We start from the raw sequence: 9,324 nt of genomic DNA, 5'->3' as shown, positions 1-9,324 counted from the left end.
CGGCCTCCTGCTCCCGCAGGATCCCGATGATCTGCTCTTCCGTGAACCGTGACCGCTTCATTCTGTCCGTCCTTTCGAGGGGCGGACTCTAGCTATTCCTGGAGGAGTTTCAGGGGGTCACGTCAGCCCCAATACAGCTTGAGTATGCCGTCATCGGTGATGCCCGCGTAGACGCCGTCGGCACCGTGGTAATGCATCCGGGCATCCGTTTTTAGATCCATCTTGCAGAGAATCTGGGGAATGCCGAGATAGCGCTCCGCGAGTAGGAACAGCAGCATCTCGCCGCCCTCGCCCGTCTTCGTCAAATCGGTGAAGGAGCGCTTGGCCTGTTCAAGGAGTCCGGCCACGGCTTCCGTGCTGTTGAACTCAACGTCACGCTTCTTGGCGGCCGCAAGTTTGGAGCGCGGGATGGCGTAGTCAGCCACCACGTTGCGCATAAACGCCGCCAGCCGTTTCGGCTGCACACGGCCGTTAGCGTCGACGGTAAGGCAGTGGCAATGAATCCGAACCGAGTGACCGTCGATCTCGATGTCACGTTCGACCAAGTCGAGGTGCACGCCCAGAATCTCCGGTGAGCCCGTAAGGGCGGCGTGCAGGTCGTCATATGTAATCTGGGACAGCTCGTCCTCAAGCTTCGCAGTCATGGGCGGCAACCTAGGCGGGTTCTGTCTATACGGTCTATAGCCAGGAACAGCGGGCCGTTCTCTTACCTCTTATGCGCTCGGTGGACCGCATCCGCCCTCGGGCATTAATGCCTCCCGGCACTGCTGTTAGGATTCAATAGGGCGACTTTCAGTTGGATCTAGGCCTGCGACTGCGGGTGTCGATCCTCCATAAGGCGAGTCCGGCTTTCGGCGCGATCCTAGTGTTTGATCATGGCGCAAAAGACCGTTGGTCGATCCGCTCGCAGGTCGCTCACTTCGTTGCGAGCACGTGAGGTCTCGGAAGAAGGGCCAATCCAAGTGGCAAAGCTTGGCCAAGCCGGCGATCAATCACGTACGATCCTTCTATGCCGGCGGCTTGGCGACCGTAAGCATGAAGGTCGGCAGGTGGATCCGCGAACTCGGGGGGGGGGCGTAATGGCCGCCACGGAGCGCTCCGCTCCAGAGGAGTTCCCCCTCCGTCTCCGCCGTGAAGATAGCGATGTGGGTGGCCAGTAGGGGCTCAGAAGCCTCGAACGTCACCGGATGGGGGACGGCAAGGCGGGCTCGACCCGCCGGAAACAGGCCGACCCGCTGCCGCCGGTAGCCGGCGGCAACCAACTCCTCATAGCCATGCCCGTCCGGATCAGTCCCCCGGCTCAGTAGGCCAGCGAAGAGCATAGGCGGGATCTCCGCACCTGCCCGCAGGCTCATCGCCATGCCGAGGTCGGCCTTGAGTGGACCGGAGAGGTATTGAAGATGGCCACGAGGGTGCCGACAAACTGCGACCCCGGTGCTTGCGCGGAAGCGAGGACGGGACATCGGCTAGGCTTCCGCGATGGGGTGGTAACGGGCGGAGGGTTCGCCGATCCACCCAACGGAGCGAGCGACGGCATCGGGATGATGTGCAAGTCGTTGCACACCCGCCTCAAGGCGCGCGTTCGGGTCATCGTCAAATGAAAGGAAGGCCCCGCCGCTGACGGCTTGGCGACTGATGTTCATCGGGTAGTTCCTCGTTCAGCGCAGACTGCTGCACAGCCCACGCCATGGACGCCTAAGTGCAGCGCCATTTGTTTGGGGGAGATCAGCGGTCTGAAAGTCAGCTGATGAAGCGGGGGAACAGAGCGCCACCCGATTGGATAATCCTGGCACAGCCGCCGGAAAAAGTCAAGAATTGAATTATAGGTTGACTTATTTGACGAGCCATCAACGAATAATTGACACGGAGGAGCATCACCTTGTGAGGGTAACTTCCAATTTGCGGCTTAATTCTAACTCGGAAAACTGAATCCTGTAAATCTATACTGCCCATGAAACGCCCACAGAACTCCCACAAAACCTGGATGGGGTGCCTGATTTCCTTAGCCTTTATAGGCTGGGCTACAATTATAAATTGTTGAATTCATTAGAAATATCGGCGTTGACATCGTAGGGGTCACAGGTTCAATCCCTGTCGCGTCCACCATTCTTTTCAATCAGATGACCGCATCATCCGACCGCGCGAACGCCTGGCCGCGCGCCGTGTTTTGGTCGCCCCGTCACCCCGCGAGCCGGCGGATGGCCCAGGCGGCGGCGTCGCGCACCACGGGGCCGGGGTCGTCGAGCCGGAGCTCGGCGGCCGCGATGAGGCTGGGGTCGCCGCTGTTGCCGATGGCGTAGAGGACGTTGCGGACGAAGCGGTCACGGCCGATGCGTTTGATCGGGCTTTTGGCGAACAGGGCGCGGAAGGCGGCGTCGTCCAGGGCGACCAGATCAGCCAGCGGCGGCGCCTCCAGTTCGGGCCGGGGTTTCAGCCGCATCTCGTGGGCGGCGCGGGCGAACTTGTTCCAGGGACAGGCGCCCAGACAGTCGTCACAGCCATAGATGCGCGCGCCCGCGGCGATGCGGAATTCCTCGGGCCAGGGCCCGGCGTATTCGATGGTCAGATAGGAGAGGCAGCGCCGGGCGTCGATCTGGAACGGGGCGGGAAAGGCGTCGGTCGGGCAGGCGGTCAGGCAGGCGGTGCAGGAGCCGCAATGTTCGGCCTCGGCGGCGTCCGGCGTGTAGTCGGCGCCCGACAGGATGACGCCCAGAAACAGCCAGTTGCCGTGCTCGCGGCTGAGCAGATTGGTGTGCTTGCCCTGCCAGCCCAGTCCGGCGCGCTGGGCCAGGGGCTTCTCCATCAGGGGGGCGGTATCGACGAACACCTTGACCTCTGGCGTCTGGCCCAGGGCTTTCTGGCGGGCTGAGACCTGGCCGGCCAGCTGTTTGAGGCGGCCCTTGATGACCTCGTGATAGTCGTCGCCGCGCGCATAGACGGAGATGTAGCCTTTGGAGCGATCGGCCAGGGCCGGCAGGGGGTCGGCGTCGGGGCCGTAGTTCATGCCCAGGACGATGGCGGTGCGGGCGCCGTCCCACATGGCGGTGGGGTGGGCGCGGCGCTCCAGCGTGGTCTCCATCCAGCCCATGTCGCCGTGCCGTCCGGCCTCGACGAAATGGGCCAGCCGCTCGCCGGCGCTCCACGGATCGGCGGCCGAGGCGAAGCGGCAGGCGTCGAAACCCAGTTCGGCGGCCTTTTTCCGGATGAATTCTCTGGGGTCTGCGCCCATGGGTGCGGTGTGGCGCCGCCCGGGTCAGAAGTCGAGGTCGGCGTACCAGGCGGCGGGCGCGACGCCCTGGAAGCGGTCGGTCAGCAAGGAACGGAAGGCGGGACGGGACTTCATCTTCACGTACCAGTCCTTCAGCGAGGGCCAATTGGCCCAGCCGATCTCGCCGAAATAGTCGAGCACCGACAGATGGGCGGCGGCGACCAGATCGGCCTGGCTGAGATGGCGGCCCGCCAGCCGGTCGCGCGATCCGGCCAGACCTTCCAGGATCAGCAGATGCTCCTTCAGCGCCGCGCGCCCGTCGCGCAGGGCGCGGGCGTCGGGCGAGCCGAGCCGCAGCAGGGGCTTCTCCAGCCGTTCGTGCAGCAGGACGGCGTTGACCTCGTCGCTGAAGCGGCGCTCGAACCAGGCGGTGAGGCGACGCGCCTCGGCCCGTTCGGCCGGGTCGCGCGGCAACAGCAGCGGCGCCTTCTGCTGATCCTCGATCCAGCCGAGGATGGCGGCCGTCTCGCACAGCACCAGCGGGCGTCGATCGTCGCCGATCCTCAGGACCGGCGGCATGGCCGAGGGGTTCAGCCCGACCAGCGGACAGTCCGGCTCCCAGGGGCGGACGACCGCCTCCTCGACCTCCAGGCGCGCTTCGGCCAGGGCCAGGCGGGCCAGCCGCGAGGCCGGATCGAGAGGAAAGTGGAACAGGACCGCAGCGGGCATCCGGCGTGACTGCGCCCGGTTCGATTAAGACGGCGTTTACCGCGCGGGGGTCAGCCCGGCTTTTCGGCGGTGGGGTCGCCGGGATCGGGGGACGACGGCGTCACCGGCACGGCGGGCGCCGGCGCCGCCGCCGGACCGCGCGGGTCGGCATGGATGATGACGTCGGCGCCCGGAACGGCGGCTCGGATGCGGGCCTCTGCGGCCTCGACGATGTCATGGGCGGCCGCGAGGGAAAGGCCGGCGTCCAGATCGATGTGCATCTGGGCCTGCACCACATCCCCGACCGTGCGGGTGCGCAGCCTGTGCAGGCCGCCGATGCGCGGGTCGGACAGGACGGCGGCCGTCACGGCCGTGTCGATCTCACGCGGGGCGGCGCGATCCAGAAGCTGGTCGGCGGCCTGGCCCAGCAGACCGACGGCCCCCCAGCCCAGCCAGACGGCGACGATCAGGCCGGCGGCGGCGTCCAGGCCCGGTGCGGCCAGCCAGGCGCCGGAGACCACCCCGACCAGCACGACGGCGTTGGCGGCCAGGTCCGAGGCGTAGTGGGCGCGGTCGCCGGACACGGCCAGGGAGGGCGCGGCCCTGAGCGCGCGCCCCTGCATCCACACCAGGCCGCCGGTCACGGCCATGGACAGGACGACGGCGCCCAGGGCCCAGGCCCCGCCGGTGACCGGCTGGGGATCGAAGACGCGGCGGATCGCCTCCCAGCCGACGAAGACGGCCGAGGCGAAGATCAGGCCCGACTGCACCAGGCCGGCCATGGCCTCGGCCTTGCCGTGGCCGAACCGGTGCTCCGCGTCGGGCGGGGCGGCGGCCCAGCGCACGGCGAAATAGGTGGCCAGGGAAGCGGCCAGGTCCAGGACGGAATCGGTCAGGGACGCCAGGATCGACACCGAACCGGAGGCGCCCAGGGCGAAGGCCTTGATGGCGATCAGCAGCACAGCCGCCGCGACCGACAGCCGGGTGATGCGGCGCCGGATCTCGTCGGGCGACGCGGGCGGCCGCGCCGGGGGCGGGGTCGGGGACGTCTCGGGATCGGCGGCGGCGCTCATGCGGCCTTTTCGCCCAGTCGGGCGGGCTTGCCAATGCGGAGCCCCGACATGCGGCGACAGGGGGGCTCGCCTATCGGCCGGGCGCGTCTCGCCTATCCCGACGCGGATGGCTATGGAGGGACGAAGCCGCCCCGTCGGGTCGGGCGCGGCGAGGGGATCACAAGATGGCGGACTGGCTGGCGGCGCTGATTCTGGGCCTGGTCGAGGGGCTGACCGAGTTCATCCCGGTGTCCTCGACGGGCCACATGCTGCTGCTGGGGCATTTCCTGGGCTTCGAGAGCACGGGCAAGACGTTCGAGATCGTGATCCAGCTCGGCGCCCTCTTGGCCATCATCAGCGTCTATTTCCGCCGGCTGTGGACCCTGGCGACGCGCTGGCCGTTCGATGCGGCGGCGCGGCGCTTCCTGATCGGCCTTCTGGTCGCCTTCGCCCCGGCGGTGGTGATCGGGGTCTTCGCCTATGACTTCATCAAGACGGTGCTGTTCGAGACGCCGACGGTGGTCTGCTGGGCGCTGATCATCGGCGGCGTGCTGCTGCTGTGGCTGGACCGGATGAAGAAGGTCCCGGTCTATCTGGACGCCGACCGTTATCCGATGCGGGTCTATTTTCTGGTGGGTCTGTTCCAGTGCCTGGCCATGATCCCGGGCGTGTCGCGGTCGGGCGCGACGATCGCCGGCGGCCTGCTGCTGGGGACCGACAAGCGGTCGGCGGCGGAGTTCAGCTTCTTCCTGGCCCTGCCGACCATGGGGGCGGCGGTCGCCTATGACCTGCTGCAGAACTGGAGCCGGCTGGACTTCAGCGACGCGGGCCTGATCGCCATCGGCTTCATCGCCGCGTTCGTGACGGCCCTGGCGGTGGTGCGTCTGCTGCTCGACTTCGTGTCGCGCAACGGCTTCGCCCCCTTCGCCTGGTGGCGGATCGCGGTCGGCGTGGTGGGGCTGGGCCTGCTGTACGCCGGGTTCTAAGCCGATCAGGCGGGCAGGAACTCGCCCGCCGGGGCCTCGGCGAACTGGCCGCCCTTGCGGTAACGCCACAGATAGGACGGGGCGATGGCCTCCATCCCCGTCGCCTCGACACCCAGGTCGGACAGGCCGGGAGCGCCGTCGCTCACGACGTTGTCGCTCTCCAGCAGGATGACCTGGTCCTGGGTCAGGGGCGGGGTCATGCCCACGGCGGCGGCGATCTGGGTCAGGCCGCCCAGGGCGCGCGCGGCGAAAAAGGGCAGGGGCGCGAGCGGCCGGTCACGGCCGGTCTCGCGCACCACATAGGTCAGGACGTCCTTCATCGACCAGACGGCGGGCCCGCCCAGTTCATAGGTGCGGCCGCCGGCGTCGGCGCGGCCGGCGGCGCGGGCGATCGCCTGGGCGACATCGCCGACATAGACCGGCTGGAACCGGGTCTCGCCGCCGCCGATCAGGGGCAGGGCCGGGGCCTTGACCGCCAGATCGGCGAAGCGGTTCAGGAAGCCGTCGCCGGCGCCGAAGACCACGGACGGCCGCAGGATCACCGCATCGGGAAAGGCCGCGCGCACGGCGGCCTCGCCCTCGGCCTTGGACCGGGCGTAGGCCGAGGCGGACCCGGCGTCGGCGCCGATCGCCGAGATATGGACCAGGCGGCGCACGCCCTGGCTCGCGGCGGCGCGGGCGACCCGTGCGGCGGCCTCGACATGCAGGGCCTTGAAGGTGCGTTTTCCGGCCTCGTGCAGGACGCCGACCAGATAGACCGCCGCATCGGCGCCTTTCAGCGCCTGGGCCACGTCCGCGTCCGAGGTGACGTCACAGCGCGTCAGCTGGATCTGGCCGACCTCGCCCTGAGGCCGCAGTTCCGGGGCCAGGTTCGGGTTGCGCAGGGCCACCCGCACGCGCCAGCCGTCACGGGCGAGGGCGCGCACGGCCTGGGCGCCGATGAAGCCCGAACCGCCGAAGACGGTGACGAGACCGGGGCTGAAAGCGGACATGGGGCGGCTCCTTCAACAGTCGCGCCGGATTAGCCCAAGCGAGAACGGGACGGAAGGGATGTGAGGCCCGGAATCATGTCCTGGCCGTCGAGGTTCGTTTTCTCACCGTGCATCCCGGCGAAGGCCGGGATCCAGGAGCGGTGTTCGCGGCGTCACTTTGGACGGGGGAGGTCGCACATCTCTTCGGCCCGGGCGCGGTTCGTTCTGGATCCCGGCCTTCGCCGGGATGCACGGATGGAGGCCGGAATCAAAAACCCCGCCGCGTCGAAACGCAGCGGGGTTTCCGAAAGATGGTGCCCAGAAGAGGACTCGAACCTCCACGGCCTTTCAGCCACTGGCACCTGAAGCCAGCGCGTCTACCAATTCCGCCATCTGGGCCCAGAACCGGAGCACCGCCCTACTCACGCGGCGGCGTCTTCGTCTGGAAGGCGCGGACCTCTAAGGCAGAGGCCCGACACGGTCAACAGGGCAGGCGGTTTTTTTCCGGACGCGCCGTATCGTCCCGGGCGGCGGGCGAAATCGGGGGCGCGCGAGGCGGCTCAGCACGTCGCGAGCACAGCGCCGAAAAACGTGTATAGACGCGCCATGACCGTCTATCTGCACCAGGGCGACCTGCCCGACGGACTCGATCTCGGCCCCGAGGTCGCCGTCGATTCCGAGACCATGGGTCTGAACTATCACCGCGACGCCCTGTGCGTGGTCCAGCTGTCGGCCGGGAACGGCGACGCCCATGTGGTGCGGCTGAACCGCCCGGCCTACGACTGCCCGAATCTGAAGGCCCTGATGGCCGATCGTTCGGTGCTGAAGATCTTCCACTTCGGCCGGTTCGACATCGCGATGATGCAGCTCTACCTCGGGGTGGAGACCGCGCCGGTCTATTGCACCAAGATCGCCTCGAAGCTGGCGCGGACCTACACCGACCGGCACGGGCTGAAGGATGTCGTGCGCGAATGCGCGGGCGTGGACCTGTCCAAGGCGCAGCAGTCGTCGGACTGGGGCGCGGCCGAGCTGACCCAGGCCCAGCTGGACTATGCGGCGTCGGACGTCCTGTATCTGCATACGGTCAAGGCGCGGCTGGACGACATGCTGGCCCGCGAGGGACGCACCGATCTGGCCCGCGCCTGTTTCGACTTCCTGCCGACCCGGTCCCGCCTGGACCTGGAGGGCTGGGAAGAGATGGACATCTTCGCGCACAGCTGATGAGCGACCTGCCCCCGCCCGACCACGACGATGCGCGCGCCGCCGCCGAGGCCCGGCGCGCGGCCGATGAGGCGCGTCTGGCGGCCCAGGGCGCGAAATGGCGCTCTCGCTCGCGGCGGGTGGCCCTGTACCGGCGGCTGCTGCCGATCCTGATTCTGACCCTGGCCGGCGGCGCCCTGACCTGGACGGTGTTCCGCACGGTGATCTCGGGCGTCGAGCGCAAGGCCGCCCAGAGCCGCGAGGTGCGGTTCGACGCCCTGATGTTCCGCGGGCAGGACGCCCAGGGGCGGTCCTTCCTGGTGGGGGCGCAAGGGGCCGTGCGCGATCCCCAGACCGGACGCTTCCGCCTGAACGGCCCCGTGCTGCGGCTGAACCTGGGCGGGCGCAAGGTGACGGAGCTGACGGCGGTGGCCGGAACCTATGACGAGGCGGCCCGGACCGTGATCATCGGCCCGAACGTGCGGATCTCGGACGGCGGCTCGGGCTTCACCCTGACGACGCCCGAGGCCGTGGTCGACACCACGACCGGGGTCGTGCGCGGCGACAAGGGCGTGCAGGGCGAGGGGCCGATGGGGGTGATTTCCGCCTCGTCCTATACCATCTATGATCAGGGCGAGCGGGTGGTGTTCCAGGGCACGGCCGAGAACAAGGTGCGGGCGGTGTTCAATCCGGCCGGCGAAGGTTGAAGACGATGGCGATGAAATCCTCTCTGACGGCGCTGGGCGTCGTGTTCGGCCTGTCACTGGTCGTCGGCGGCGCCGTGGCCCAGTCGCGTGCCAACATCAGCGACCAGCCGATCGGCGTCGGCGCCGGGACCGGCGAGATGCGTTCGGACGGCTTCTCCCTGCGCGATCAGGTCGAGATCACCCAAGGCCCCAACCGTCTGCGCGCCGAGGTGATCGACGGCCAGGGCGCCGGCGGTCAGTTGCGGACCATAACCGCCTCGGGCGGCGTCTATTACGTCACCCCGGAGGAATCGATCCGCGGCGACCGGGCGGTCTATACGGTGTCGAACGCCACGCTGGTGGTGACCGGCGACGTGATCCTGACCCAGGGCAAGAACGTCCTGACCGGTTCGCGCCTGACCTATAATGTCGACACCGGGGCGGCGAACATGGCCGGCGGATCGAACGGCCGCATCCAGGGCGTCTTCTATCCGCAGAAGAGCAACTAGGGCC

The 9,324-nt window shown here is 68.1% G+C and carries 9 protein-coding genes and 1 tRNA gene; 4 read left to right on the top strand and 6 right to left on the bottom strand.

Annotation, left to right across the window (positions count from 1 at the left end):
• Window positions 1-122: 122 nt before the first annotated feature.
• From ACO2Q1_RS16640 to ACO2Q1_RS16625, 4 genes are all read right to left on the bottom strand, one after another.
• Entirely contained in the window at window positions 123-644 is a 522-nt protein-coding gene (locus ACO2Q1_RS16640) for a HamA C-terminal domain-containing protein (RefSeq protein WP_423330604.1), read from the bottom strand.
• 1,535 nt (window positions 645-2,179) lie between these two features.
• Window positions 2,180-3,229, bottom strand: a complete 1,050-nt coding sequence (gene queG / locus ACO2Q1_RS16635) for a tRNA epoxyqueuosine(34) reductase QueG (RefSeq protein ID WP_423330603.1) — start codon at window positions 3,227-3,229, stop codon at window positions 2,180-2,182.
• Between the two features lie 24 nt (window positions 3,230-3,253).
• Entirely contained in the window at window positions 3,254-3,937 is a 684-nt protein-coding gene (locus tag ACO2Q1_RS16630) for a glutathione S-transferase family protein (protein WP_423330602.1), read from the bottom strand.
• Window positions 3,938-3,987: 50 nt separating this feature from the next.
• Window positions 3,988-4,989, bottom strand: a complete 1,002-nt coding sequence (locus ACO2Q1_RS16625; RefSeq protein WP_423330601.1) for a cation diffusion facilitator family transporter — start codon at window positions 4,987-4,989, stop codon at window positions 3,988-3,990.
• A 164-nt stretch (window positions 4,990-5,153) separates the two neighbouring features.
• Here ACO2Q1_RS16625 and ACO2Q1_RS16620 point away from each other — a divergent pair, with 164 nt between their 5' ends.
• A complete protein-coding gene (locus ACO2Q1_RS16620; RefSeq protein ID WP_423330600.1) occupies window positions 5,154-5,954 on the top strand; it encodes an undecaprenyl-diphosphate phosphatase in 801 nt (266 codons plus the stop codon).
• A 5-nt stretch (window positions 5,955-5,959) separates the two neighbouring features.
• Here the strand turns inward: ACO2Q1_RS16620 and ACO2Q1_RS16615 are convergent, their stop codons facing one another.
• Together ACO2Q1_RS16615 and ACO2Q1_RS16610 are read right to left on the bottom strand one after the other, a co-directional pair.
• A complete protein-coding gene (locus tag ACO2Q1_RS16615; RefSeq protein WP_423330599.1) occupies window positions 5,960-6,946 on the bottom strand; it encodes a complex I NDUFA9 subunit family protein in 987 nt (328 codons plus the stop codon).
• Between the two features lie 291 nt (window positions 6,947-7,237).
• Window positions 7,238-7,324, bottom strand: a tRNA-Leu gene (locus ACO2Q1_RS16610).
• Window positions 7,325-7,531: 207 nt separating this feature from the next.
• On the opposite strand from ACO2Q1_RS16610, the gene ACO2Q1_RS16605 reads away from it, so the two are divergent.
• Genes ACO2Q1_RS16605 through ACO2Q1_RS16595 form a run of 3 tightly spaced genes read left to right on the top strand, consistent with a single transcriptional unit; the run spans window position 7,532 to window position 9,320 of the window.
• Window positions 7,532-8,146 carry a ribonuclease D gene (locus tag ACO2Q1_RS16605; protein WP_423330598.1) on the top strand — a complete coding sequence of 205 codons (615 nt, stop codon included), beginning with the start codon at window positions 7,532-7,534 and terminating at the stop codon, window positions 8,144-8,146.
• Window positions 8,146-8,832, top strand: a complete 687-nt coding sequence (gene lptC, locus ACO2Q1_RS16600) for an LPS export ABC transporter periplasmic protein LptC (protein ID WP_423330597.1) — start codon at window positions 8,146-8,148, stop codon at window positions 8,830-8,832. The genes ACO2Q1_RS16605 and lptC overlap by 1 nt, the downstream gene beginning before the upstream one ends.
• Window positions 8,833-8,843: 11 nt before the next feature.
• Window positions 8,844-9,320 carry an LptA/OstA family protein gene (locus ACO2Q1_RS16595; RefSeq protein WP_423330596.1) on the top strand — a complete coding sequence of 159 codons (477 nt, stop codon included), beginning with the start codon at window positions 8,844-8,846 and terminating at the stop codon, window positions 9,318-9,320.
• Window positions 9,321-9,324: the final 4 nt, after the last annotated feature.

Origin of the sequence: Brevundimonas sp. VNH65, from assembly GCF_049445955.1 — a bacterium.
In the GTDB taxonomy this organism is placed as follows: Bacteria; Pseudomonadota; Alphaproteobacteria; order Caulobacterales; family Caulobacteraceae; genus Brevundimonas.
This window is presented reverse-complemented; position numbering and strand designations above follow the sequence as displayed.